The 25,230-nt window shown below is 74.6% G+C and carries 20 protein-coding genes and 1 riboswitch; of the genes, 17 read left to right on the top strand and 3 right to left on the bottom strand.

Translation table 11 applies throughout. The features are described 5' to 3' along the window. Positions 1-268: 268 nt before the first annotated feature. Together J1G43_RS11470 and J1G43_RS11465 are read left to right on the top strand one after the other, a co-directional pair. Entirely contained in the window at positions 269-5,209 is a 4,941-nt protein-coding gene (locus tag J1G43_RS11470; protein WP_207378572.1) for an ExeM/NucH family extracellular endonuclease, read from the top strand. 172 nt (positions 5,210-5,381) lie between these two features. Then, entirely contained in the window at positions 5,382-5,864 is a 483-nt protein-coding gene (locus tag J1G43_RS11465; protein ID WP_207378486.1) for a hypothetical protein, read from the top strand. A gap of 68 nt (positions 5,865-5,932) precedes the next feature. On the opposite strand, the gene J1G43_RS11460 is transcribed toward J1G43_RS11465, so the two are convergent. Beyond that, positions 5,933-7,237: a TrpB-like pyridoxal phosphate-dependent enzyme gene (locus tag J1G43_RS11460; protein ID WP_207370676.1), complete on the bottom strand. Its 1,305-nt coding sequence runs from the start codon at positions 7,235-7,237 to the stop codon at positions 5,933-5,935. Positions 7,238-7,433: 196 nt separating this feature from the next. Further along, a riboswitch (TPP riboswitch) is annotated at positions 7,434-7,532 on the top strand. Here J1G43_RS11460 and thiM point away from each other — a divergent pair. The 4 genes from thiM to J1G43_RS11440 all read left to right on the top strand — a co-directional run bounded on the left by thiM (position 7,524) and on the right by J1G43_RS11440 (position 11,231). Then, a complete protein-coding gene (gene thiM, locus J1G43_RS11455) occupies positions 7,524-8,354 on the top strand; it encodes a hydroxyethylthiazole kinase (RefSeq protein ID WP_207341303.1) in 831 nt (276 codons plus the stop codon). Its footprint overlaps the riboswitch before it by 9 nt. Continuing rightward, the gene (locus J1G43_RS11450) at positions 8,351-9,022 is read left to right on the top strand and encodes a thiamine phosphate synthase (RefSeq protein ID WP_207370675.1); all 672 of its coding nucleotides are present in this window, start codon (positions 8,351-8,353) and stop codon (positions 9,020-9,022) included. The genes thiM and J1G43_RS11450 overlap by 4 nt, the downstream gene beginning before the upstream one ends. Continuing rightward, positions 9,019-10,524 carry a bifunctional hydroxymethylpyrimidine kinase/phosphomethylpyrimidine kinase gene (gene thiD, locus J1G43_RS11445; RefSeq protein ID WP_207378485.1) on the top strand — a complete coding sequence of 502 codons (1,506 nt, stop codon included), beginning with the start codon at positions 9,019-9,021 and terminating at the stop codon, positions 10,522-10,524. Before J1G43_RS11450 ends, thiD begins: the two co-directional genes overlap by 4 nt. A 62-nt stretch (positions 10,525-10,586) precedes the next feature. Further along, positions 10,587-11,231 (top strand): HAD family hydrolase, encoded by a 645-nt coding sequence (locus J1G43_RS11440; protein ID WP_307859561.1) that lies wholly within the window; start codon positions 10,587-10,589, stop codon positions 11,229-11,231. A 37-nt stretch (positions 11,232-11,268) separates the two neighbouring features. Here J1G43_RS11440 and J1G43_RS11435 read toward each other — a convergent pair whose 3' ends face one another. Next, a complete protein-coding gene (locus J1G43_RS11435; RefSeq protein WP_207370673.1) occupies positions 11,269-12,021 on the bottom strand; it encodes a DsbA family oxidoreductase in 753 nt (250 codons plus the stop codon). Continuing rightward, a complete protein-coding gene (locus J1G43_RS11430; RefSeq protein ID WP_207341299.1) occupies positions 12,018-13,001 on the bottom strand; it encodes a quinone oxidoreductase in 984 nt (327 codons plus the stop codon). The genes J1G43_RS11435 and J1G43_RS11430 overlap by 4 nt, the downstream gene beginning before the upstream one ends. A gap of 76 nt (positions 13,002-13,077) precedes the next feature. Here J1G43_RS11430 and argC point away from each other — a divergent pair, with 76 nt between their 5' ends. From argC to tyrS, 11 genes are all read left to right on the top strand, one after another. After that, positions 13,078-14,148: an N-acetyl-gamma-glutamyl-phosphate reductase gene (gene argC / locus J1G43_RS11425; RefSeq protein ID WP_242635671.1), complete on the top strand. Its 1,071-nt coding sequence runs from the start codon at positions 13,078-13,080 to the stop codon at positions 14,146-14,148. After that, positions 14,145-15,368 carry a bifunctional glutamate N-acetyltransferase/amino-acid acetyltransferase ArgJ gene (argJ, locus tag J1G43_RS11420; RefSeq protein WP_207341298.1) on the top strand — a complete coding sequence of 408 codons (1,224 nt, stop codon included), beginning with the start codon at positions 14,145-14,147 and terminating at the stop codon, positions 15,366-15,368. The genes argC and argJ overlap by 4 nt, the downstream gene beginning before the upstream one ends. Next, positions 15,365-16,381, top strand: coding sequence for an acetylglutamate kinase (gene argB, locus J1G43_RS11415; RefSeq protein WP_207341297.1), 1,017 nt, complete (start codon positions 15,365-15,367; stop codon positions 16,379-16,381). Before argJ ends, argB begins: the two co-directional genes overlap by 4 nt. Next, complete coding sequence (locus J1G43_RS11410) at positions 16,378-17,700, top strand: acetylornithine transaminase (RefSeq protein WP_372437915.1); 1,323 nt, start codon at positions 16,378-16,380, stop codon at positions 17,698-17,700. The genes argB and J1G43_RS11410 overlap by 4 nt, the downstream gene beginning before the upstream one ends. Beyond that, positions 17,697-18,629 (top strand): ornithine carbamoyltransferase, encoded by a 933-nt coding sequence (gene argF, locus J1G43_RS11405; protein WP_207370672.1) that lies wholly within the window; start codon positions 17,697-17,699, stop codon positions 18,627-18,629. Before J1G43_RS11410 ends, argF begins: the two co-directional genes overlap by 4 nt. Further along, positions 18,626-19,132: an arginine repressor gene (locus tag J1G43_RS11400; RefSeq protein ID WP_207341295.1), complete on the top strand. Its 507-nt coding sequence runs from the start codon at positions 18,626-18,628 to the stop codon at positions 19,130-19,132. Before argF ends, J1G43_RS11400 begins: the two co-directional genes overlap by 4 nt. A 72-nt stretch (positions 19,133-19,204) precedes the next feature. Next, complete coding sequence (locus tag J1G43_RS11395) at positions 19,205-20,443, top strand: argininosuccinate synthase (RefSeq protein WP_207341294.1); 1,239 nt, start codon at positions 19,205-19,207, stop codon at positions 20,441-20,443. After that, positions 20,440-21,855, top strand: a complete 1,416-nt coding sequence (argH, locus tag J1G43_RS11390; protein ID WP_207341293.1) for an argininosuccinate lyase — start codon at positions 20,440-20,442, stop codon at positions 21,853-21,855. Before J1G43_RS11395 ends, argH begins: the two co-directional genes overlap by 4 nt. A 26-nt stretch (positions 21,856-21,881) precedes the next feature. Beyond that, positions 21,882-22,514: a uridine kinase gene (locus tag J1G43_RS11385; RefSeq protein ID WP_307859560.1), complete on the top strand. Its 633-nt coding sequence runs from the start codon at positions 21,882-21,884 to the stop codon at positions 22,512-22,514. 7 nt (positions 22,515-22,521) lie between these two features. Beyond that, complete coding sequence (locus J1G43_RS11380) at positions 22,522-23,250, top strand: DNA-3-methyladenine glycosylase (RefSeq protein ID WP_207370671.1); 729 nt, start codon at positions 22,522-22,524, stop codon at positions 23,248-23,250. Positions 23,251-23,374: 124 nt separating this feature from the next. Further along, positions 23,375-24,652: a tyrosine--tRNA ligase gene (tyrS, locus tag J1G43_RS11375; RefSeq protein WP_207378483.1), complete on the top strand. Its 1,278-nt coding sequence runs from the start codon at positions 23,375-23,377 to the stop codon at positions 24,650-24,652. Positions 24,653-25,230: the final 578 nt, after the last annotated feature.

Raw genomic sequence — 25,230 nt, 5'->3', positions numbered from 1 at the left:
ACACCCCGGGGCCGGCCCGTCGTCGTCGGTGCGCTCGCGGGCCGGGCGAACCGGGGTGAACCGGGCACCCTCGGAGGAGTTCACCAGATAGTTACTGTCGGGTAGTTGCGACGAACCGGATGGACCACGCAGGGTGAGACCGGCCGTCCGGGTGACGGCTGCTGCTCGCGCGACGAGGCGTGGTCCCCCACCCCTCGCGCGCCCGACGGAGGAGATCTGCGTGCACGCACGACGACGGTCCACGGGGGCGCTCACCGCACTCGCCGTGATGCTCACCGGTGGCCTGGCCACCGGGGGAGCCGCGCAGGCGGCGGTGTCGCCCGACGCACCCCTGCTGGTCCACGAGGTGTACGGCGGTGGGGGCAACTCCGGCGCGCCGTTCGACCGTGACTTCGTCGAGCTGTACAACCCGGGCGACGCGGCCGTCGACCTGGCCGGCTACTCGCTGCAGTACGCGTCGGCCACCGGGACGTCCTGGCAGGTCACGCCGCTGTCGGGCAGCGTGCCTGCGGGCGCGACCTTCGTCGTGGGGCAGGCGTTCGGGGCGAACACCGCGGCGCCCGACGTGCCCGTCGACCTCGAGGGCACGGGCACCGCGATGAGCGGCACCACGGGCAAGGTCGCGCTCGTCGCGGGCACGGCCGCCCTGACGTGCGACAGCGGGTGCGCCCAGCTGGACGCGGTCGTCGACCTCGTCGGCTGGGGACCGAACGCGACCTCGTGGGCGGGGTCCGGCGCCGCACCGGCCACGACGAACGCGACGTCGGTGCAGCGCGACGCCGCGCACACCCACACCGCGGACAACGCGGCCGACTTCCGGACCGGCGCGCCCACGCCGCAGCCGGCGGGGACCGCGCCCGAGGAGCCCGAGGAGCCGGGCGAGCCGGGTGAGCCGCAGGTGGTCACCATCGGCGCGATCCAGGGCACCGGTGACGCGTCCCCGCTGGTGGGTCAGCGCGTGACGACGTCCGGCGTCGTGACGGCGGCCTACCCGACCGGCGGGCTCGCGGGCTACGTCCTGCAGACGCCGGGCTCGGGCGGCGACGCGGCACGCGACGGCTCGCAGGCCCTGTTCGTGTACTCGCCCGCGACGGTCGGGCAGGTGGCGATCGGTCAGCACCTGCAGGTGACGGGCGAGGTCGTGGAGTTCAACGGGCTGACGCAGGTCACCGTCGCGGCTCCCGGCGACGTCCAGGAGCTCCCGGCGGCGGACGCACCGTCCCCGGTGACCGGCCCGTGGCCGGCCGACGCCGCCGCGCGCGAGGCGCTGGAGTCGATGCTCCTCCTGCCGACGGGTGACCTCACGGTCTCGAACACGTACAGCACGAACCAGTACGGCGAGGTCGGCCTCGCGGTCGGCACGACGCCGCTGCTGCAGCCCACGGAGGTCGCGCGACCCGGGTCCGCGGAGGCGGCGGCCGTCGCGGCCGACAACGCCGCGCGGGGAGTCGTCCTGGACGACGGCGCGTCGACCAACTTCCTCGGCTCCGGCAACGGTGGGCTCACCCCGCCGTGGGTGTCGCTGCAGAACCCGGTGCGCGTCGGTGCGGGCGTGCAGGTGACCGAGCCGCTGGTCGTGGACTGGCGCAACGGGACCTGGAAGCTGAACCCGACGGCCCCTGTGGTCGCCGGCGGTCCCGCCCCCGTGACCTTCGAGAACGACCGCACCGCGGCCCCCGAGCCGGTGGGCGGCGACCTGTCGGTCGCGTCGTTCAACGTCCTCAACTACTTCACGACCCTCGGTGACGAGGCCGCGTCGTGCGTGGCCTACCGTGACCCCGCGGGCGAGCCCGTCACGGTGCGCGAGGGCTGCGACCAGCGCGGCGCGTGGGACGCGGCGGACCTCGAGCGGCAGCAGGCCAAGGTCGTCGCGGCGATCGAGGGTCTGGACGCCGACGTCGTCGGTCTGCTGGAGATCGAGAACTCGGCCCGCGTCGACGGTGTGGCCGACGAGGCGCTCTCGACCCTGGTCGACGCGCTCAACGCCGCGGCCGGCGAGGACCGCTGGGCCTTCGTGCCGTCGTCCGACGAGCTGCCGCCGGCGGCGGAGCAGGACGTCATCACCAACGCGATCATCTACCAGCCGGCCGCGGTGACCCCGACGGGCGCGTCGCGTGCGCTGGGTGACCAGAGCGGTGACGACCAGGCGTTCGGCAACGCACGCGAGCCGATCGGGCAGGTCTTCACGCCGACGGACGGCGGCGAGCCGTTCCTCGTCGTCGTCAACCACTTCAAGTCCAAGGGCTCGGCCGGGCCGTGGCCCGGCGACGCCGACACGGGCGACGGGCAGGGCGCGGCGAACGAGTCGCGCGTGCGCCAGGCGACCGCGCTGCGCGACTGGGTCCCGACGGTGCAGGGCGACGCCGAGGCCGTCGCCCTCGTGGGCGACTTCAACGCCTACACGCGGGAGGACCCGCTGCAGGTCCTGTACGACGCGGGCTACGTCGACGCCGTCGCGCAGCTCTCACCCGGCCAGTACTCGTACTCGTACCAAGGGCTGTCGGGGTCGCTCGACCACGTGCTGCTGAATGAGGCGGCCATCGCGCGGGCGACCGGTGCCGACGTCTGGGAGATCAACGCCCCCGAGTCCATCGCGCTGGAGTACAGCCGGTACGGCTACCACGGCACGACGTTCCACGCGCCCGACGCGTACCGCTCGTCGGACCACGACCCGGTGGTCGTGGGCCTGGCCGCCGGTGACGCGAACGACGGGCCGGTCGACCTGACGTTCCTCAACATCAACGACTTCCACGGGCGCATCGACGCCAACACCGTGAAGCTCGCGGGCACGGTCGAGCAGCAGCGCGCGGCGGCGGACGGCCCGGTCGCGTTCCTGTCGGCGGGCGACAACATCGGCGCGTCGCTGTTCGCGTCGGCGGTGCAGGACGACCAGCCGACGATCGACGTGCTGAACGCCCTGGACCTGGGCGCGTCGGCCATCGGCAACCACGAGCTCGACAAGGGGTACGACGACCTGGTCGAGCGCGTGATCGCCGGCGGCGAGAACGCGGAGTTCCCGTACCTCGGTGCCAACGTCTACCGGGAGGGCACCACGACGCCCGCGCTCGACGAGTACGCGCTGCTCGACATGGCCGGCGTGAGCGTCGGCGTCATCGGCGCGGTCACCGAGGAGACGCCCACGCTGGTGACCCCGGGTGGGATCGCCGCGCTGGACTTCGGCGACCCCGTCGAGGCCGTCAACCGCGTGGCCGCCGCGCTCACCGACGGCGACGAGGCGAACGGCGAGGCGGACGTGATCGTCGCGCAGTACCACGAGGGGGCCGGCGCGGGCACGCCCGACGGCGCCACCCTCGAGGAGGAGCTCGCGGCCGGCGGGACGTTCGCCGACATCGTCACCGGCACCGACCCCGCGGTGGACGTCATCTTCACCGGCCACACGCACAAGCAGTACGCGTGGTTCGGGCCGGTCGGCGACGGCGACGCCACCCGGCCGGTCGTGCAGACCGGCTCGTACGGCGAGTACCTCGGCAAGGTCGTGCTGACGTACGACCCCGCCACGGACGCGGTCACGGCGGCCACGGCCGAGAACGTGGCCCGCACGACGACCCCGGACGCCGAGCTCGTGGCCGCGTATCCCCGGGTCGCCGAGGTGGCGCAGATCGTCGCCGCTGCCCTCGCGTACGCGAACGAGGTCGGGTCGCAGCCCGTGGGGTCCGTCACGGCGGACGTCACGACGGCGTTCACCGGGGGGCAGTACGTCGACGGCGTGTACGTCGGCTCGGCACCGGGCACCACGACGGGCCGGGACGACCGCAGCCGCGAGTCGGCCCTCGGCTCGCTCGTCGCGGACGCCCTGCTCGACACGCTCGCGTCGCCCGAGCGTGGCGGCGCCCAGATCGGCGTCGTCAACCCGGGCGGCATGCGCGCCGAGCTGCTCCACGCCCCCGACGGCACGGTGACCTACGCCGAGGCCAACGCGGTGCTCCCGTTCGTCAACAACCTCTGGACCACCACGCTCACCGGGGCCCAGGTCGTGACGATGCTGGAGCAGCAGTGGCAGACCAACGCCGACGGCTCGATCCCGAGCCGTCCGTACCTGCAGCTGGGGTTGTCCGACAACGTCACCTACACGTACGACGCCTCGCGCGAGCTCGGCGACCGGATCACGTCGGTCACGGTCGACGGCGCGCCGATCGACCTCGGGGCCGAGTACCGCATCGGGACGTTCTCGTTCCTCGCCCAGGGCGGGGACAACTTCCGGGTGCTCGCCGAGGGCGCCCGCACGGCCGACTCCGGTCTCATCGACCGGGACGCCTGGATCGCGTACCTGCAGGCGCACCCGGGCATCGCGCCGGACTTCGCGGAGCGGGCCGTCGAGGTGCCGGCGCTCACCGAGCCGGTGGCGCCCGGGGACGAGCTCACCTTCACGGTCGGCGGCATCAACCTCACCAGCCTGGGGGCGCCCGAGAACACGTCGGTCGAGGTGCTCCTCGGTGAGGTGTCGCTCGGTACGTTCCCGCTGGTGCGGGGCGACGGGCCGGACGCGTCGGCGCAGGTGACGGTCACCGTCCCGGCAGATCTCGGGGCGGGTGAGCACACGCTCACGGTCGTCGCGTCACCGAGCGGCACGACCGCCTCGGTGCCGTTCACGGTCGAGGACGCCGGCGAGGCGTCGACCACGGCGCTCAGCGCGTCGCCGGACACGCAGGTGTTCGGCACGCGCGGCACCCGCGTCCGGCTCACGGCCGTCGTGACGTCGCCGGGCCCGGTCACCGGGTCGGTGCAGTTCGTCGCCGGGGACGACGTGCTCGGCACGGCGTCGCTGCGTGGCGGGCGGGCGGTGCTCACGCTGCCGGGGGACACGCCCGTCGGCACCTACGAGGTCGTCGCGCGGTACGCCGGCACGGAGGCCGTGGCGGGCTCGCAGTCCGCCCCGGTGACCGTGACCGTCGAGCAGGCGACCAGCACCACGTCGCTGTCCGTCGTCCAGTCGCCGTTCCCGCGGCTGGTCCCGTCGGTGTGGGTCGCGACCGTGGGTCTCGACACCGCCCGGCTCCCGGCGGGCCGTGTCGAGCTGCGCGAGGGTGAGCGCGTCGTGGCAAGCGCGGACGTGGTGCTCGGCCTGGCGATCGGGACCGTCCCGCGCGACCTCGGCAGCGGGACGCACCGCCTGACCGCGGTGTTCGTGCCGGACGACGCGGCGGACGTCGCGGGCAGCACGAGCCGCACGGTCACGGTCCGCGGCTGACGGACGCGCACGAGGGCCCGGTCGGCGTCGTCCGGCCGGGCCCTCGTGGTCTTCCCGGGCTCGCCGGGTGCCGGGTCCGGCGGTCGGGTGAACCGCGGCGATACCGCTCCGTCGGGCCGGCCGCGCTGCCACGATGTGCGCCATGCAGGATGCCGGCGTACGGACGCTCACCGTGACCGAGGAACTGCGACGTGACATGGCGCACGACGCCGCGGCCGTCGTGCTGCGGTCACGCGAGACGCGCATCCGGGGCGGGGTGCTCGTGCTCGGGGTCACGGCGCTGCAGCTCGGTGCCCACGAGTTCCGGCTCGGGCCCGCCGACTGGATCACGTTGCTGGTCGTGGTGTCGCTCATGCCGGTGGTCCTGATCGTGGTCACACGTCATGCCATGCGTCGCGTGGTCGGGTTGACGCCCCCGGGGCCCTTCACCGTCGAGGTGGGGGAGACCGCCCTGTGCACGACCTCCCCGCGTGGTGCGGCGCAGACCCGCTGGAGCGCCTTCGGCGGTGTCCGTGTGCGCGGTGCGGCAGTGGCGCTGTGGACCCACCCGCCGCACGGGTGGCTCGTCCTGCCGCGCGCGCTCTTCACGGACGCGGACCTGGACGCGGTGCGCGGGCACATCGCCCGCGCCCGCGCCGCGAGCCCTCCGGCCTGACGTCGGGCGCCCGACGCGGACGGGTGCTGCGCGGGCCGGGTCGTCGCCGGCCCGCGCACCGCGTCCGGTCAGACGTAGTCGTGGTACGCGGGCAGGTCCAGCACGCCGTTGCCGGACAGGCCGATGACGATCGTCTCGTCGGTCGTCGCCGCCCGGGCGTGCGCGATGGCCCCGGCCACGGCGTGCGTCGACTCCGGCGCGGGGATGATGCCCTCGGCGCGCGCGAACTCGATGCCCGCCGCGAACGCGTCGTCCTGCTCCACCGCGATCGCCTCCATGAGACCCAGCGCGTAGGCGTGCGACACCATCGGTGCCATGCCGTGGTAGCGCAGCCCGCCCGCGTGGATCGGCGGCGGCACGAAGTCCTTGCCGAGCGTGTGCATCTTCAGCAGCGGGGTCAGGCCCGCGACGTCACCGAAGTCGTAGCGGTACTCGCCCTGCGTCATCGACGGGCACGCGGCCGGCTCGCACGCGACGACCCGGGTCGTCGTCCCGTCGCGCAGGTTGCGCCCCAGGAACGGGAAGCTCAGCCCGCCCAGGTTGGACCCGCCGCCCGCGCACCCGAACACGACGTCCGCACGCTCGCCGATCTCGTCGAGCTGCGCGAGGGCCTCCTGCCCGATGACGCTCTGGTGCAGCAGCACGTGGTTGAGCACCGAGCCCAGTGCGTAGTGCGCGTTCGGGTCCTGCGCCGCGACCTCGACCGCCTCGCTGATCGCCATGCCGAGCGACCCGGTCGTCGTCGGGTCGGCCGCGAGCATCGCCCGCCCCGCCTCGGTGAGGTCCGACGGCGACGGGTGGCACGTCGCGCCGTACGTCTCCATCTGCATGCGGCGGTACGGCTTGGCGTCGTAGGACGCCCGTACCTGCCACACCTCGAGGTCGAGGCCCAGCAGCGCGCACGCCATCGACAGCGACGCGCCCCACTGCCCGGCGCCCGTCTCCGTCGTCAGCCGGGTGATGCCCTCGACCGCGTTGTAGTACGCCTGCGCGACCGCCGTGTTGGGCTTGTGCGAGCCGGCGGGGGAGCCGCCCTCGTACTTGTAGTAGATCTTCGCCGGCGTGCCCAGCGCCCGCTCGAGCCGCAGGGCGCGCACCAGCGGGGACGGCCGCCACAGTGCGTAGATCTCGCGGACCGTCTGCGGGATCTCCACCCAGCGCTCGGTCGAGACCTCCTGCGCGATGAGCGCCATCGGGAACAGCGGCGCCAGGTCGTCCGGGGTGAGCGGCTCGCGCGTGCCGGGATGCAGCGCCGGCGGGCACGGCTCGGGCAGGTCCGCTGCCAGGTTGTACCAGTGCGTCGGCACGGCGGACGGCACCACGGTGCCGACCGGGTCGGTCAGCGGCGCGGGTCGGGTGGTGTCGGGGGTCATGTCGCCTCGCAGGTTCTGGCGCGCACGCGCGCTGGTCGGCGCGGACCGCGCAGGGCACCCGGGGGCGCCGGCGACCCGCACCCGTGAGCGTAGCGGCGGCCTCACCCGCCCGGGGCCCCCGGGCGGGTGAGGCATCGAGGCGTCCGCAGGGCGAGACCTGCTCTCGGCAGCGTCACCGCCGGCGGGCTAGGGTCGGCGGCGAGACACGGGGTGCCCTGTACCGAGCAGGGCTGAGATCACACCCGTCGAACCTGATCTCGTTCGTACGAGCGAAGGGATGTCCGCCATGACGTCTGCCCTGCCCACCGACCTCGCCGCCGCATGTGGCGCGGCCCTCGACGAGCTGCGACGGCGTACCCCGCTCGTGCAGTGCCTGACGAACGAGGTCACGACGAACCTCGTCGCCAACGCGCTGCTCGCGATCGGCGCGTCCCCCGCGATGGCGAGCGTGCCGGGGGAGGCCGAGGAGCTCGCGGGCGCCGCGGGCGCCGTCCTGGTCAACCTCGGGACGCCGGGGCCGGACCAGCGTGCGTGCCTCGCCCCGACGGTCGCGGCTGCCGCGGGGGCTGGTGTGCCGTGGGTGCTCGACCCGGTCGCGGTCGGTGTCCTGTCGGTCCGGACGCGGCTGGCCGGCCACCTGCTCGGCGAGCGTCCGGCCGTGGTGCGCGGCAACGCCAGCGAGGTCCGCGCGCTCGCGGGCTTCGTCTCCGCCGGTCGCGGTGTCGACGCGCGCGACGACGTCGACACCAGCGCCGACGCCGCCGACGCCCTCGCGCGGCGCACCGGCGGGGTCGTCGCGGTGTCCGGGCCGGTCGACCTCGTCACCGACGGCATCACGCACGTGCGGCTCGCGGTCGGTGACCGGCTCCTGACGACGATCACCGGGTCCGGGTGCGCGCTGGGCGGTCTCGTCGCGGCCTTCACGTCGGTCGCGCCGCCGCTGACCGCGGCCGTCGCGGCGTCGGCGGCCCTGGGGCTCGCCGCCGAGCGCGCGGTGATCGACGCGCGCGGCCCCGCGTCGTTCCAGGTCGGGCTCCTCGACGAGCTGTACCTGCTGACCCCGGACGACCTCGCGTGCCGCGTCGCGGCCGCGCAGCGGATCGGCGTGCCGGCATGAGCGCGCTGCCCGCGGGCATCTACCTCGTCCTGGACGCCGACGTGTGCGGACGTGCCGGACACCGTCCCGCGGACGTCGCGGGCGCTGCGGTCCGTGCCGGTGTCGGCACCGTCCAGGTGCGCGCCAAGCGGGCGACCGCCCGCGAGCTCGTCGCGCTGACCGTCTCGGTGGCCGACGCGCTGCGCCTCGCGGGTCCCGCGGTGCTCGTCGTGGACGACCGCGTCGACGTCGCGCTCGCGGCGCGGGCGCGCGGCGCCCACGTCGACGGTGTGCACGTGGGGAGGCGTGACCTCGAGGTCGACGACGCGCGCGCGCTGCTCGGTCCGGACGCCCTGGTGGGCGCCTCGGCGGCGCTGCCCGAGCACGTCCGGGCGGTCGCGGGCGCCGACTACCTGGGGTCGGGGCCCCTGCGGCTCACGCCCACCAAGCCCGAGGCGGGGCCGGCGATCGGGGTCGCCGGTGCGCGTGCGGCGGTCGTCGCGGCCGGCGGTCGTCCCGTCGTGGCCATCGGTGGGCTCGACGCCTCCGACGCACCGGCGCTGCGCGCCGCCGGGGTGCACGCCATGGCCGTCGTCGGCGCCGTGTGCGGTGCCCCGGACCCCGGAGGAGCCGCGGCGCGGCTGGTCGAGGCGTGGGACCGCGCCGCGGCGCCGGCGGTGGCCCGGTGAGCGCCGCACCGGCCGCGTCCGCGACCGGCGCGCGCCTCACGGGCAGCCGCGTGCGCGTGCTGTCGGTCGCGGGCACCGACCCGACGGGCGGTGCCGGTGTCCACGCCGACCTGAAGTCGTTCGCCGCGCACGGCGCGTACGGCATGGCCGTGGTGACCGCGCTCGTCGCGCAGAACACGCACGGGGTGCGGGCGGTGCACGTCCCCGGCGTCGACTTCCTGCGCGCCCAGCTCGACGCCGTGAGCGACGACGTCGTGGTGGACGCGGTGAAGATCGGCATGCTCGGCACGCGCGCCGTCGCCGACGAGGTCGCGCTCTGGCTCGCCGGTGCGCGCCCACCCGTCGTCGTGCTCGACCCCGTCATGGTCGCGAGCAGCGGGGACCGGTTGCTCGACGCGGACGCCGAGGACGCCGTGCGGCGGCTGGTCGCGCTCGCGGACCTCGTGACGCCGAACCTGCCCGAGCTCGGCGTGCTGCTCGGTGAACCCGTCGCGACGACGTGGCCGGGCGCGGTCGACCAGGCCCGGCGGCTCGCGCACCGGTCGGGCGTGACGGTGCTGCTCAAGGGCGGCCACCTCGCCGGGGACGCGAGCCCGGACGCGGTCGTCGGTCCGACGACGGTGACCGAGCTCGGCGGGGCGCGCGTGCGCACGACCAGCACGCACGGCACGGGCTGCTCGCTGTCGGCCGCCGTCGCGGCGCTGCGCCCGCGACGGCCCGACTGGGTGGCGGCGGCCCGGGAGGCGAAGGAGTGGCTCACCGGCGCCATCGCCGCCGGCGAGGCCCTCGCGGTCGGGTCGGGGCGGGGGCCTGTCGACCACCTGCACCACGCGCCGACACTGGGTGCGCGCCCGTTCAGCGTCGACGCGTGGGAGCGGGCGGCCGGACTGCGCGGCGCGTGCGACGACCTGCCGTTCGTGCGCGGGCTGGCCGACGGGACGCTGCCCGTGGACGACTTCGAGGCCTACCTGCACCAGGACGCGCTGTACCTCGCGCAGTACTCCCGGGTGCTCGCCCGGGCGAGCCAGCTCGCGCCCGGCCCCGCGGCCCAGGTGTTCTTCGCGCAGGGCGCGGCGCGGTGCCTCGACATCGAGGCCCGGCTGCACGAGGAGCGGCTCACCGGCAGCGGCAGGTCCGGTCCGGCGAGCCCTGCGACCACCGCCTATGTCGACCACCTGCTGGCGGTCGCCGCGACGGGGTCGTACGCCGAGGTCGTCGCCGCGGTGCTGCCGTGCTACGTCCTGTACGCGGACCTGGGCGCGCGCATCCTGGCGCGCGCGGGCCACCTGGGTGCGCACCCGTACGGCGACTGGGTCGCCACCTACGGGGACCCCGCCTTCGCGGCGGCGGCCGACCGTGCCTCCGACCTCGCCGACGCCGCCGCGCGTGAGGTGGGTGCGGTGACCCGCGCACGCATGCTCGCTGCGTACGCGGCGTCGTGCGCGCACGAGGTCGCCTTCTTCGACCAGGTGCGTGCGCGCCCGCTCGCGCCCGTCGGGTGACGCGGGACGAGGCGGCGCCGGACGGGTGACGGGGGTGCCACGGGCCTGGCAGGGTGTCCGCCGTGGATGACCTGACTCCGCGTCCGCGGTGGGCCGACGTGCGCGCCGTCGTGTTCGACGTCGGCGAGACGCTCGTGGACGAGACGCGCGCGTGGGTGCAGGTCGCCGGGGAGGTGGGTGTGCCGCCCCTGGCCCTCATGGCGGTGCTCGGGGCGCTGGCCGAGCGCGACGAGCCGCACAGCCACGTGTGGCGGCACGTCGGTGTCGATCCGCCGTCGACCCCCCCGGAGATCCGGCCGGACGACCTCTACCCCGACGCGCTGCCGACCTTGCGGGCGCTGCGGGCCGCGGGATACCTCGTCGCGGTCGCTGGCAACCAGCCGGCGCGCGCCGAGCACCAGCTGCGGGCCGCCGGTGTCGAGGTGGACCTGCTGGCGACCTCGGCTCGCTGGGGAGTGGCCAAGCCTTCTCCGCAGTTCTTCGCCCGCGTCGTGACGGACCTCGGTGTGCCCGCGCACGACGTGCTCTACGTGGGCGACCGGCTCGACAACGACGTCCTGCCGGCGCGTGCCGCGGGCATGCGCACGGCGCTCGTGCGGCGCGGCCCGTGGGGCTACGTGCACGCCCGACGCCCCGACGCCGCGCTCGCGGACGTGCGCGTGGACTCGTTGCGCGAGCTCGTCTCCCTCATGCTCGGCGTCCGGTGAGCCCGCAGGGTGGACCGCGCCGACGGGTGGGACGCCGTCAGCAGGAGCCGTCGGTGCACACCTCGCCCGCAGGTGCGACGACCAGCGGGTTGGCCTCGCGCCAGCCCGCGTCGAGCAGCTGGGAGAACACCTCGGCGGGCTGCGCACCGGACACCGCGTACCGGCGGTCGACCACGAAGAACGGCACGCCGGTGACCCCGAGCGTGCGCGCCGTCGCCAGGTCGTCCCGGACGTCGTCCGCCGCGGCGTCGCCCTGCAGCGCAGCCGCGACACGGGCGTCGTCCCACCCGTGCGCGGCGAACCCGGCCTGCCGGGCGATCGCGCCGAGCGCGCCGGGCGCGCCGAGGTCGGCGCCCTCCTCGAAGTGCGCCGAGAACAGCGTCTCCATGGTCGCGTCGACCAGCGGGGCGCCGCCCGCCTCACGGGCGAGGTGCAGCAGCCGGTGGGCGTCGAACGTGTTGAAGGCGAGCGTCGCGTCGAAGTCGTAGTGCAGCCCGTCCGCGGCACCGACCGCGGCGACGCGCGCGAACATCTCCTCGACCCGGTCCCGCGGCAGGCCCTTGGCGGCCACGAGCGCGTCGATCTCGGGGCGGCCGGGCCCCGTCGGTGTCTCGGGGGACAGCTGGTACGAGCGCCACACGACCTCGACGTGGTCGCGGTGCGGGAACGCGCGCAGCGCGGTGGCGAACCGGCGCTTGCCGATCCAGCACCAGGGGCAGGCGACGTCGGACCAGACCTCGACGGTCACGGTGCGGGGAGGGGAGGTGAACGTGGGGGCGTCGAGCGTCACGGGAGCAGCAGGACCTTTCCGGTGGTGGCACGCCCCTCGAGGGTGCGGTGGGCGTCGGCGGCGTCCGCCAGGGGGTAGGTGGCTCCGACGTGGACGTCGAGGGCGCCAGCGGTGACGGCCTCGAAGAGCTCGCCCGCCCGCCAGAGCAGCTCCTCGCGCGTGGCGGTGTAGTGGGCGATCGTCGGGCGCGTGACGAAGACCGACCCGGCGGCGTTGAGGCGCTGGAGGTCGACCGGGGGCACCTGGCCCGAGGAGCCACCGAACAGCACGAGCGTGCCCCGGCGGGCCAGCGACGCGAGGGACGCGTCGAACGTGTCCTTGCCGACCCCGTCGTAGGCGACGTGCACGCCGCGACCGCCGGTCAGGTCCCGCACGAGGGCCGGGAGCTCGGTGGTCAGGTCCGACAGCTCGCGGTAGCGGATGACGTCGGACGCACCGGCGGCACGCGCCAGGTGCTCCTTCTCGACGGACCCGACGGTCGAGACGACGCGGGCGCCACGCGCCGCGGCCAGCTGGGTCAGCAGCAGCCCGACGCCCCCGGCACCCGCGTGCAGCAGCACGTCGTGACCCTCCTCGACGGGGAAGGTCGAGGAGACGAGGTAGTGCGCGGTGATGCCCTGCATCGGCAGCGCGGCCGCGGTGGCGTCGTCCACGCCCGGCGGGACGGGCAGCGCGTCGGCCTCGCGGACGGCGACCAGCTCCGCGTAGGAGCCCTCGGCGGACGCCCACGCGACGCGGTCCCCGGGCGCGAGCGTGGTGACGTCCGAGCCGACCGCGACGACCTCACCGGCGCCCTCGGACCCCACGACATGAGGAAACGGCATACGGTAGATCCCGCCGCGACGGTAGGTGTCGATGAAGTTGACGCCGGCCGCCGCGACGCGCACGAGCACCTCGTCGGGTCGCGGCTCAGGGTCCGGGACGTCTCTGACCTGCAGGACCTCGGGGCCACCGGCGTGGGTGGCGATGACGGCGCGCATGCCAGCCGCAACCGTGCGAGGTGAGTCGACTGTTCCCGTTTCTCCTTGGTATTTGTCTGCACTCGACTGTATGTTCATGCACATGACGTTCACGGTGGCGGTAGCCGGGGCCAGCGGATACGCCGGCGGGGAGATCCTGCGGCTGCTGCTCGACCACCCACAGGCACGCATCGGCACGCTCACGGCGCACTCCAACGCGGGGACGCCGCTCGGGGCGCACCACCCGCACCTCGTGGAGCTCGCCGACCGCGTCCTGGAGCCCACGACCGCGCAGGCGCTCGCCGGCCACGACGTCGTCGTGCTCGCGCTGCCGCACGGTGCCAGCGGGCAGGTCGCGGCCGAGCTCGAGGCGCTCGGTGAGGACCCGGTGGTCCTCGACCTCGGGGCGGACCACCGCCTGGTCGAGGCGGCCGACTGGGAGGCGTACTACGGCAGCCCCCACGCGGGCACCTGGACGTACGGGTTGCCCGAGCTCGTGGTCGCGCAGTCGATGACCCGCCAGCGCGAGCTCCTCGCCGGGGCGCGCCGCATCGCCGTGCCGGGGTGCAACGTCACGGCCGTCACCCTCGGCCTGCAGCCCGGCGTCGCGGCCGGTCTGCTCGACACCACCGACCTCGTCGCCGTCCTGGCCGTCGGCTACTCCGGTGCCGGCAAGTCGCTGAAGCCGCGCCTGCTGGCCTCCGAGGCGCTCGGCGCCGCGGTGCCGTACGCGGTGGGCGGCAGCCACCGGCACATCCCTGAGCTCGCGCAGAACCTGCGCAGCGCCGGCGCCTCGGACGTGCGCACCTCCTTCACGCCCGTGCTGGTGCCGATGTCCCGCGGCATCCTCGCGACGGCCACCGCACGGCTCGCGCCGGGCGTGACGGTCGACGACGAGCAGCTGCGCGCGGCGTGGCGCGCCGCGTACGCGGACGAGCCGTTCGTGCGGGTGCTGCCCGCCGGCCAGTGGCCGACCACCGCGTCGACCACCGGGGCGAACACCGCGCTGGTGCAGGTCGCGTACGACGCCCGTGCGGGCCGCGTCGTGACGGTCACCGCCATCGACAACCTCGTCAAGGGCACCGCCGGCGGTGCCGTCCAGTCCCTCAACCTCGCGCTCGGCCTGCCGGAGACCCTCGGCCTGCCGCGGAACGGAGTCGCCCCGTGACCGACCACCTCGGTGCCGCCCTTGCCGGCACGTCGCCCGGCACGTCGCCCGGGGTGACCGCGGCGGCCGGGTTCCGTGCCTCGGGCGTGACGGCCGGGCTCAAGGCGTCCGGGACGCCGGACATGGCGCTGGTCGTCAACGACGGCCCGCGGCAGGCCGGCGCGGCGGTGTTCACCACCAACCGCGTGGTCGGTGCGCCCGTGGTGTGGTCCCGGCAGGTCGTCACCGACGGCGTCGTCTCCGCCGTCGTCCTCAACTCCGGCGGCGCCAACGTCAGCACGGGGCCCGAGGGCTTCCTCGACTCCCACATGACGGCCGAGCGCGTCGCGTCGGCGCTCGGCGTCTCCGCGGGTGACGTCGTGGTGTGCTCCACCGGGCTCATCGGCGAGCGGCTGCCGCGCGAGGTCCTGCTGACCGGCGTCGACCTCGCCGCCGCCGCCCTGGGGGACGACGGGCTCGCCGCCGCGACGGCGATCATGACGACCGACTCGGTGGCCAAGACCGCGCACGTCACGGTGCAGACGCCGGACGGGTCGTTCACGGTCGGAGGCATGGCCAAGGGCGCGGGCATGCTCGCCCCGGCGCTCGCGACCATGCTGTGCGTCCTCACCACCGACGCCGACGTCGAGGCCCCGGTGCTCGACTCGGTGCTGCGCTCGGCGACGGCGCGGACGTTCGACCGCGTGGACTCCGACGGCTGCATGTCGACGTCGGACACGGTCACGCTGCTCGCCTCGGGTGCGTCGGGCGTCACACCGTCGCGGGACGTGCTCGCGGACGCCGTGCTGCGGGTGTGCGCCTCGCTCGCGCGCCAGCTCGTGGCCGATGCCGAGGGGGCGTCGCACGACGTCGCCGTCCACGTGGTGCACGCCACCGACGAGTCGGCCGCGCTCGCGGTCGCCCGGGCCGTCACGCGGTCCAACCTCTTCAAGGCCGCGATCTTCGGCAACGACCCCAACTGGGGCCGCGTGCTCGCGCAGGCCGGCACGGTGCCCGAGGCGGTCGCGCCGTTCGACCCCGAGGCCGTCGACGTGTCGATGAACGGTGTCATGGTCTGCCGGGCCGGCCGCCCGCACGCCGACCGCACGGAGGTCGACCTCGCTGCGGACCGCGAGGTGCACGTCGTGGTCGACCTGCACGCCGGCGACGCCGCCGCGACCGTGTGGTCCAACGACCTCACGCACGAGTACGTCCACGAGAACAGCGCCTACTCCACATGAGCGGTCCCGACGTGAACCTTCCCTCCGTGCCCGACGACTTCGTCTTCGACACGCGCACCGACCTGCGCGCCGACCAGAAGGCCGAGGTCCTCGTCGAGGCGCTGCCCTGGCTCCAGCAGTTCGCCGGCGCGCTCGTCGTGGTCAAGTACGGCGGCAACGCCATGATCGACGACACGCTCAAGCGGGCGTTCGCGGAGGACATGGTCTTCCTGCGGCAGGTCGGCCTGCGGCCCGTCGTCGTGCACGGTGGCGGTCCCCAGATCAACGCGATGCTCGACCGCCTCGACATCGCCAGCGAGTTCCGCGGCGGGCTGCGCGTGACGACGCCCGAGGCCATGGACGTGGTGCGGATGGTGCTCACCGGCCAGGTCTCGCGCGAGCTCGTCGGCCTGCTCAACGCCCACGCGCCCCACGCCGTCGGCCTGTCGGGCGAGGACGCCGGGCTCTTCCAGGCGCGCCGCCGCACCGCCGTGGTCGACGGGCACGAGGTCGACGTCGGCCTCGTCGGTGACGTCGTGCACGTCAACCCCGGGGCCGTCCTCGACCTGCTCGACGCGGGGCGGATCCCCGTGGTCTCGACCGTCGCGCCGGACATCGACGACCCCACCCAGGTGCTCAACGTCAACGCGGACACCGCGGCGGCGGCGCTGGCCGTCGCGCTCGGGGCGCGCAAGCTCATCATCCTCACGGACGTCGAGGGCCTGTACACCGACTGGCCGGACCGCTCGACGCTCGTGCGGCGCATCCGCGCGTCCGCCCTGGCCGAGCTCCTGCCGCGCCTCGACTCCGGCATGCGTCCGAAGATGGAGGCCTGCTGGCGAGCGGTCGAGGGCGGTGTGCCGCGCGCGCACGTCATCGACGGCCGAGCGACCCACTCGATCCTCGTCGAGGTCTTCACGTCCGAGGGCGTCGGCACCATGGTGCTGCCCGACACCGACCCCGACGGCCACCCGTCGACCGTGCCCGTGCGGGCGGTCCGGCTGGCCGGCGACGACCAGGAGGCGACGCCGTGAGCGCGACCCAGGACGTGACCGTGACCAGCCCGGGCACCCCCCGGCACCGCGCACCCGGGACGGACGACGCGCTGCCGCTGCCCGCCGCCGACGGCTCGGTGGCGCAGTGGACCGCGCGCTACACGCACGCGGTGATGGACACGTTCGGCCCGCCGCAGCGCGTGCTGGTCCGCGGGGAGGGACCGTACGTGTGGGACGCGGACGGCGTGCGGTACCTCGACCTGCTCGGCGGCATCGCGGTCAACTCGCTGGGTCACGCGCACCCGACGCTCACCGCCGCGATCAGCGCCCAGCTGGGCACCCTGGGCCACATCTCCAACTTCTTCGCCAGCCCGACGCAGATCGCGCTGGCCGAGCGGCTGCTCGCGATCGCGGACGCACCCGAGGGCTCCCGCGTCTTCCTCACCAGCTCCGGCACCGAGGCGACGGAGGCCGCGCTGAAGCTCACGCGTCGCCACTCGGCCGGCGCCCGCCCACGCGTCCTCGCGCTGGAGGGCGCGTTCCACGGCCGCTCGATGGGTGCCCTGTCGCTGACGCACAAGCAGGCGTACCGCGAGCCGTTCGAGCCGCTGCCGCCGGGTGTGGAGTTCCTGCCCTTCGGTGACGCGGACGCGCTGCGTGCCGCGTTCGCGCACGGCGGTGACGAGGTCGCGGCGCTGGTCGTCGAGCCCATCCAGGGTGAGGCGGGCGTGCGGCCGCTGCCGCCGGGGTACCTGGCGCTGGCGCGCGAGCTGACCATCGCGCACGGCGCGCTGCTGGTCCTCGACGAGGTGCAGACCGGCATGGGACGCACGGGACGCTGGTTCGCCCACCAGCACCCGCACATCGGCGGCGGCGTCCGCCCCGACGTGGTCACGGTGGCCAAGGGGCTCGGCGCCGGGTTCCCGGTGGGCGCCGCGATCGCGTACGGGCCGCAGGCGGCGGAGCTGCTGGGTCGCGGCCAGCACGGCACGACCTTCGGCGGCAACCCGGTCGCCGCGGCGGCCGCGCTCGCGACCATCGGCGTCATCGAGCGCGACGGCCTGCTCGACCACGTGACCGGGCTGGGGGAGCGGCTGCGCGAGCGCCTGCGCTCGACCGGCAACCCGCTGGTGCGTGAGGTCCGGGGCGAGGGGCTGCTCGTCGCCGTCGAGCTCGACCGGCCCGTCGCGGCACGGGTCGCGGCCGACGCGCTCGCGGCCGGGTTCATCGTCAACCCGTGCACGCCCACCACGCTGCGCCTCGCACCCCCGTTCGTCCTGACGGACGACCAGGTGCAGCCGTTCGTCGACCTGGTCGCCGCGCTGCCGGCCGACCTCGCCCCCGAGGAGACCGCGTGACCCGGCACTTCCTGCGCGACGACGACCTGACCCCCCGGGAGCAGGCCGAGGTCCTCGAGCTCGCGCTCGCGTTCCGCGACGACCGGTTCATCCGCACACCGCTGGCGGGCCCCCGCGCGATCGCCGTCATCTTCGACAAGCCGACCCTGCGCACGCAGGTGAGCTTCCTGACCGGCATCGCCGAGCTCGGCGGCTACCCGCTGCCGGTGGACGGCAACCTGGCACGCATCGGCGTGCGCGAGTCGATCGCTGACACCGCCCGGGTGCTCGGGCGCCAGGTGGCGGCGATCGTCTGGCGCACGCACGCGCAGACGCGCCTGGAGGAGATGGCGGACGTCGCCGGCGTGCCGGTCGTCAACGCGCTCACGGACGAGTTCCACCCCTGCCAGGTGCTGGCCGACCTCACGACGCTCGCGCAGCACCGAGGCGGCGTGGCGTCGTTGCCCGGCACGACGCTGGCGTACGTCGGCGACGGGGCGAACAACATGGCGCACTCCTACCTGCTGGGCGGCGCGACCGCGGGCATGCACGTGCGCATCGGCACGCCCACCGGCACGCTGCCGGCCCCCGAGGTCCTCGAGCGCGCGGCGCAGGTGGCGGCGGGCACCGGTGGCTCGGTCGCCGTCGTGCACGACCTGGCGGCGGCCGTGGCGGGTGCCGACGTGGTCGCCACGGACACGTGGACGTCGATGGGCCAGGAGGACGAGGCCGACGACCGGGAGCACCGGTTCGACGCCTTCCGGCTCGACGCGGCCGCGCTGGCGCTCGCGGCTCCCGGTGCGCTCGTCCTGCATTGCCTGCCGGCGTACCGCGGCAAGGAGATCACCTCCGAGGTGCTCGACGGGCCGCAGTCGGTGGTCTGGGACGAGGCCGAGAACCGGTTGCACGCGCAGAAGGCGCTGCTGGCCTTCCTGCTGGAGCGGTCGTGAGCACGCCCACCGTGGCGGCCACCAAGGCGGCCCGGCACGCGCTGATCCGGACGCTGCTGCAGCACGGCACGGTGCACTCGCAGGGCGAGCTGGCCGCGCTGCTGGCCGACGAGGGCGTCACGGTCACGCAGGCGACGCTGAGCCGCGACCTGGTCGAGCTCCGCGCCGTGCGGATCCGCACCGCGTCGGGCTCCCTGGTCTACGCGGTACCGGGGGAGGGCGGGGACCGGACCCCCACCACCACGGACACCGAGCAGCTCGCGGCGCGCCTGGCGCGCCTGTGCGCCGAGCTCCTCGTCGCGGCGGAGGCGTCGGGCAACCTCGTCGTGCTCCGCACGCCGCCCGGCGCGGCCCAGTTCCTCGCGTCGGCCATCGACCACTCGGTGCTGCCCACGGTGCTGGGCACCATCGCGGGGGACGACACGGTGCTGGTGATCTCCCGCGACCCGCAGGGCGGCGACGCCGTGGCCGCCCGCTTCCTCGCGCTCGCGGGCGAGGGCTGAGACGAGTTATGCATAGGTCCGCAGTTGCATGTATGTTCATGCACGCGAACCTCGAGAAGGAGAGAACCTGACATGACCGAACGCGTCGTCCTCGCGTACTCCGGTGGCCTGGACACCTCGGTGGGCATCGGCTGGGTCGCGGAGGCCACCGGTGCCGAGGTGATCGCCGTGGCCGTCGACGTCGGCCAGGGCGGTGAGGACCTCGAGGTCATCCGGCGCCGTGCGCTGGACTGCGGCGCCGTCGAGGCGTACGTCGCCGACGCGCGCGACGAGTTCGCCACCGAGTACTGCATGCCGGCGCTCAAGGCCAACGGCCTGTACCTCGACCGGTACCCGCTGGTCTCGGCGCTGTCGCGCCCGGTCATCGTCAAGCACCTCGTGCGGGCGGCGCGGCAGTTCGGCGCCACGACGGTCGCCCACGGCTGCACGGGCAAGGGCAACGACCAGGTCCGCTTCGAGGTCGGCATCACCTCTCTCGCGCCCGACCTCAAGTGCCTCGCCCCGGTCCGGGACCTGGCGCTGACGCGGGACAAGGCGATCGAGTACGCCGAGAAGCACAGCCTCCCGATCGCGACCACCAAGCACAACCCGTTCTCGATCGACCAGAACGTGTGGGGCCGCGCGGTCGAGACCGGGTTCCTCGAGGACATCTGGAACGCGCCGACCAAGGACGTCTACACCTACACGGACGACCCGACGTTCCCGCCGGTCGCCGACGAGGTCGTCGTGCGGTTCGAGCAGGGCGTGCCCGTCGCGCTCGACGAGGTGCCCGTCACCCCGCTGCAGGCGATCCAGGAGATGAACCGCCGCGCCGGCGCGCAGGGGGTCGGCCGCATCGACATCGTCGAGGACCGCCTGGTCGGCATCAAGTCGCGCGAGGTCTACGAGGCCCCCGGCGCGATCGCGCTCATCGCGGCGCACCAGGAGCTCGAGAACGTCACCGTCGAGCGCGAGCAGGCCCGCTTCAAGCGCGGCGTCGAGCAGCGCTGGACCGAGCTGGTCTACGACGGCCAGTGGTTCTCGCCGCTCAAGCGCTCGCTGGACGTCTTCATCGACGACACGCAGCGGTACGTCTCCGGCGACGTCCGGATCGTCCTGCACGGCGGCCGCGCGACGGTCACCGGCCGGCGCTCGGACTCCAGCCTGTACGACTTCAACCTCGCGACGTACGACTCGGGCGACACGTTCGACCAGTCCGCCGCACGTGGCTTCATCGAGATCTACGGGCTGAGCTCCAAGCTCGCCGCGGCCCGCGACGTCCGGTTCGGCAACGCCCCCGACCTGGGGACGCAGGGAGGCATCGACGCGTGAGCGACCAGCCCGGCCCGCTCGCGCTGTGGGGCGGACGCTTCGCGTCCGGCCCCGCGGCGGCCCTCGCCGACCTCTCGCGCTCGACGCAGTTCGACTGGCGCCTCGCCGACGACGACATCACCGGCTCGGTGGCGCACGCCCACGTGCTGCACGCGGCCGGGCTGCTGTCGGACGACGAGGTCGCCGGCATGGTCGACGCCCTCGAGCGGCTGCGTGCCGACGTCGCGTCGGGGGCGTTCGGGCCCCTGCCCGACGACGAGGACGTGCACACCGCGCTCGAGCGGGGGCTCATCGAGCGGGCCGGGGTCGACCTCGGTGGCAAGCTGCGGGCCGGGCGCTCGCGCAACGACCAGATCGCGACGCTGGTCCGCATGTACCTGCGTCGTCAGTCGCGCGTGCTGTCAGGGCTGGTGCTCGACGTCGTCGACGCGCTCGTCGCGCAGGCTCAGGCCGTCGGGGACGCCCCGATGCCGGGTCGCACCCACCTGCAGCACGCCCAGCCGGTGCTGCTCGCGCACCACCTGCTCGCGCACGCGTGGCCGCTGCTGCGCGACGTCGAGCGCTGGGCCGACTGGGACGCACGCGCCGCACGCTCGCCGTACGGCTCCGGTGCCCTGGCCGGCTCGTCGCTGGGCCTGGACCCGGCGGCGGTCGCGGCCGAGCTCGGCTTCGCCGGGCCCGTCGAGAACTCGATCGACGGCACCGCCTCGCGCGACGTCGTCGCGGAGTTCGCGTTCGTCGCCGCGATGACGGGTGTCGACCTGTCCCGCCTCGCGGAGGACGTGGTGCTGTGGGCGACCAAGGAGTTCGGGTTCGTGCGCCTGCACGACGCGTACTCCACGGGGTCGAGCATCATGCCGCAGAAGAAGAACCCGGACGTCGCCGAGCTCGCGCGCGGCAAGGCCGGGCGCCTCGTCGGCGACCTCACGGGCCTGCTGACCACGTTGAAGGGCCTGCCGCTCGCGTACAACCGCGACCTGCAGGAGGACAAGGAGCCGGTCTTCGACCAGGTCGACCAGCTCACCGTCCTGCTGCCGGCGTTCGCGGGCATGGTCGCCACACTGACGTTCGACACCGACCGCATGGCCGCGCTGGCGCCGCAGGGCTTCTCCCTGGCCACCGACATCGCCGAGTGGCTGGTGCGTCAGGGCGTCCCGTTCCGCGTCGCTCACGAGGTCGCCGGCGCGTGCGTCCGCACGTGCGAGGAGCGCGGCATCGAGCTGTGGGACCTGTCGGACACGGACCTCGCGGGCATCAGCGAGCACCTGACGCCCGATGTGCGTGCGGTGCTCTCGGTCGAGGGCTCGCTGGCGTCCCGTGACGCCGTCGGTGGTACGGCACCGGTGCGCGTGGCCGAGCAGCTCGCCGCCGCGCGCGAGCGCAGCGCCGCCCTGCGCGCACAGCGGGCCTGAGCGCACCGGCACGCGGGCGGGACGACGTGACGCCGGGTGCCGATGTCGTCGTGGCCCGGGCGCTCGCCGCCCCGCCGCGGCTCGGCCGCGTGCGGCTGGTGTGCGTCGACGGACCCGCCGGCTCGGGCAAGACGACGACGGCCGCCCGCGTCGCCGCGCTCGTCGGGGAGACGGGCGCACGGGTCGCGGTCGTGCACCTCGACGACCTGTACGACGGGTGGGGCGGGCTGGAGGGCACGCTCTGGCCGCGGCTGTCGGCGCAGGTGCTCGAACCGCTGCGGCGTGGTCTGCCCGGACGCTTCCAGCGCTACGACTGGTCCGCGGGCGCGTTCACCGACTGGGTCGACGTCCCGGTCCCCGACGTGCTGGTCGTCGAGGGGTGCGGGTCGGCGCGTCGCGCGGTCGACGGGTTCGTGTCGGTGCGCGTCTGGGTGTGCGCACCCGACGACGTGCGGCTGGCGCGCGGCCTGGCCCGCGACGGCGAGGCGGCACGGGCGCACTGGACGGCGTGGATGGCCGACGAGCGCGCGCACTTCGAGCGGGAGCGCACGCGGGAGCGCGCCGACGTCCGGCTCGACGGCGACGGGCGTGCCGTCGGTCCGGCGCCGGACGTCCCCGCGCCGGACGTCCCCGCGCCGGGACCGACCGGTTTGGCATGATGGCCGCGTGCACCTCGAGACGCCCGCGACGGGTCGGCCGGACGACGGCATCGTCCCCGGCACCGGCGTGGTGCCCGCGCGCAGCTGGTACGCGCGCGATCCCCTCGCTGTCGCACGCGACCTGCTCGGAGCCTTCGTGACGGCGCGCAGCCCCGAGGGCCCGGTCACCGTGCGCCTGACCGAGGTCGAGGCGTACGGCGGCGAGGACGACCCGGGCTCGCACGCCTTCCGCGGGCGGACGGCCCGCAACGCGGCCATGTTCGCCGAGCCCGGGCGTCTGTACGTGTACCGGCACATGGGGCTGCACCACTGCGTCAACGTGGTGACCGAGCAGGCGGGCCGGGCGTCGGCCGTGCTGCTGCGCGCCGGCGAGGTCGTGGAGGGCGTCGAGCTCGCCTGGGCGCGACGCGCGAGCGCCGGCGTCGTCGACAACGAGCGCCAGCTCGCCCGCGGCCCGGCACGCCTGGCGGTGTGCCTGGGCCTGGATCTCGCGGCCAACGGGGCCGACCTCACGGAGCCCGGCGGCCCGGTGCTCGTGCGCAAGCGCGACGTCGCGGTGACGCAGTCCCCGGTCGCGGCCGGGCCACGCGTCGGGGTGTCGGGCGTCGGTGGCGACGCCGCGGTGCACCCGTGGCGTCTGTGGCTGACGGGCGAGCCGACCGTCTCGGCCTACCGCCCCGCGTATCGGTCGCCGACGTCGGCAGACGCCCCTCCCGGGGCGACGACGTCGGCCTGACCCGGGTGCACACCCCCTCGTCGTGCCCCACCCCCTCGTCCCGCGCCGCCGTGCGGCGTCCGACCCCGTACCGCCGTGCCGCCCGTCCCGCGGGTGCGCCGGCCCCCGATCGACGGAGACCCCTGTGACCGACATCCTCGACGAGCTCGCCTGGCGCGGGCTCCTCGCGCAGCACACCGACCTCGACGCGCTCCGGGCCGAGCTGGCCGCCGGGCCCGTCTCGCTCTACTGCGGGTTCGACCCCACGGCCCCGTCGCTGCACATCGGCAACCTCGTCCAGATCCTCACGGTGCGGCGCCTGCAGGACGCGGGCCACCGCCCCTTCGCCCTCGTCGGCGGCGCCACCGGTCTCATCGGGGACCCCAAGATGACGGGGGAGCGCACGCTCAACTCTCCTGACGTGGTCGCCGGCTGGGTCGAGCGGATCCGCGCCCAGATCGCACCCCTGCTGCGGTTCGAGGGCGCCAACGCCGCCACGATGGTCAACAACCTCGACTGGACGTCGGGCCTGTCGGCCATCGACTTCCTGCGGGACGTCGGCAAGCACTACCGGCTGGGCACGATGCTCGCCAAGGACACGGTGGCCCGCCGGCTGCACAGCGACCAGGGGATCAGCTTCACCGAGTTCAGCTACCAGATCCTGCAGGGGATGGACTACCTCGAGCTCTTCCGCCGGCACGGTGTGCGGCTGCAGACCGGGGGCAACGACCAGTGGGGGAACCTGCTGTCCGGCGTCGAGCTGGTGCGCAAGGTGGAGGCCACGGGGGTGCACGCCCTGACGACGCCGTTGATCACCAAGGCGGACGGCACGAAGTTCGGCAAGACGGAGTCGGGCACGGTGTGGCTGGACCCGGCCATGACCACGCCGTACGCCTTCTACCAGTTCTGGCTCAACGCGGACGACGCCGACGTCGTGGGGTACCTCAAGGTGTTCACGTTCCGCACGCGGGAGCAGATCGCCGAGCTCGAGCAGGCGGTCGCCGAGCGCCCGGCGGCGCGTGAGGCGCAGCGCGCGCTCGCCCACGACGTGACGGCGCTGGTGCACGGGGAGCAGGCGGCGGAGGCCGTGATCGCCGCGAGCCAGGCGCTGTTCGGCCGGGGGGAGCTGGGGGCGCTCGACGCCGGCACGCTCGGGGCGGCCGTCGCCGAGCTGCCGACGGCACGCGGCGCGGTCGGTGACCCGATCGTCGACCTCCTGGCGGCCACCGGGGTGGTGGCGAGCAAGGCGGCCGCGCGCCGGGCGGTCGCCGAGGGCGGCGCGTCGGTCAACAACGTGCGCGTCGCGTCGGAGGACGCCACGCTCACCGCCGAGCAGCTGCTGCACGGCCGGTGGGCCGTGCTGCGACGGGGCAAGCGGACCCTGGCCGTGGTCGACGTGCAGGCACCCGACCCCGCGGCCTGAGCCCTGGTGGGCGGCGCCGTGCACGTGCACGGCGCCGCCCACCAGCGGCTCCCGGCTCGCTGACCTGCGGAGATGACGACCGGGGGGCCGGCGAGCACGCGGTGGTCGGCGTCACACGCTCGCGGATTTGACCGCCCGCGCGGGACCCGCGTAATGTTCTCCGAGCCCGCCCAGCAGGGAGGAACGGACACCGAGCAGTCGTTCGGTGGTCGGTCCCCGCAGGAGCTGGGCATCTCCCGCATGGTGGTTCTCGGCGCTCAGCGCGTCGGGTAGAGTCGTGCGGCGGCGTTCGCCAGGGCCTGGATCACCACGGTGGTCAGGGGCGCGGAGAACGCCTGGTAGATTGAAGATCGAACAAAGCCTCCTGCGAAAGCGCGAAAGCGTTGACGAGGATGCGCGTCTGTTCCTTGAGAACTCAACAGTGTGCCAAGTAGTCGATGCCATGTTTGTGGTGTCGATCCTGGCTGGGTCCACCCCGTGGGTCTGGTCAGGGATGATGCCAGTTGATGCCCCTCTTTTGGGGGGTTCTTTGTGTGTCTGTTGCTCGCCGGTTTCGGTCGGTGGGTGGCTGTTTGACA

Source organism: Cellulomonas sp. zg-ZUI22 (assembly GCF_017353535.1).
GTDB classification, from domain to species: domain Bacteria; phylum Actinomycetota; class Actinomycetes; order Actinomycetales; family Cellulomonadaceae; genus Cellulomonas; species Cellulomonas wangleii.
Note: the sequence above shows the minus strand (reverse complement) of the source record. Positions and strands in the feature narration are given on the sequence as shown.